The sequence below is a fragment of the Streptomyces viridosporus genome (assembly GCF_002078235.1).
In the GTDB taxonomy this organism is placed as follows: Bacteria; Actinomycetota; Actinomycetes; order Streptomycetales; family Streptomycetaceae; genus Streptomyces; species Streptomyces viridosporus.
Genome location: NZ_MSGP01000873.1, coordinates 1 through 727, shown reverse-complemented (window position 1 = coordinate 727; position 727 = coordinate 1). Strand labels below are relative to the sequence as shown.

Genomic DNA, 727 nt, shown 5'->3' with positions numbered 1-727 from the left:
GGCGTCGACCAGCTCGGAGCCGGCGGCGTCGTCGAGTTCGCCGGAGACGCGGACGAGCAGCGCGGCGGAGCCGGGATCCACGACCGGCCGGAACGGGACGGGAGGGAGCCCGGTCATGCGGGTGCGCCCGGGCCCGGAACGGCGGGGAGCGCACGGCCGCCGAGGGCCGCCCCGCCCTCGGCGATGAGACGCCGGGCCCGGGGGAAGTCGTNNCCGCGCACCTCCAGGACCCCGGCGGTCCAGACCAGGAACTCCCCGAACACCTCCGAGGCGTCCAGGTACAGGGCGGTGGAGAGGAACTCGATGATGTGGGCGATGTCCTCGGCGGTCCGTTCCCGCTGTGCGTCGCCGTAGGCGCGCGCGGCCGGGAAACGGTCCTCCAGCGTGCTCAGCACCTGCTTGACCAGGCGGCCCCGGGACTGGACGACCATCGTGTACTCCTGGTCGGCCAGGTGCGGCAGATCGTCGACGACCTGCCTGACCGCCGTCGGCCTCGGCGGACCGGCCTCCAGCACGGCGGCGGCGCCGCGTGCGTCGGCGGCCCACCGGTCGGCGCCCAGGGCGCGCGCGAAGCGGCCGTCCGGACCGAAGGCGCGGCCCCCGGCCAGGACCGGCACCCCGACGGCCTGGCAGGCGGTGATGGCCGCGTGGGCCTTCGGGAGGTGGGTGGGAAGCGACGCCGACAGCAGGACCGCGTCGGAGTCGGTGCGGTGCTGGTGGGCGACCA

At 76.1% G+C, this 727-nt stretch carries 1 pseudogene; it reads right to left on the bottom strand.

The annotated features are described in order from the left end of the window. Positions 1-113: 113 nt before the first annotated feature. A pseudogene (locus B7L92_RS38320) lies at positions 114-727 on the bottom strand (cobalamin-binding protein); the annotation flags it as partial.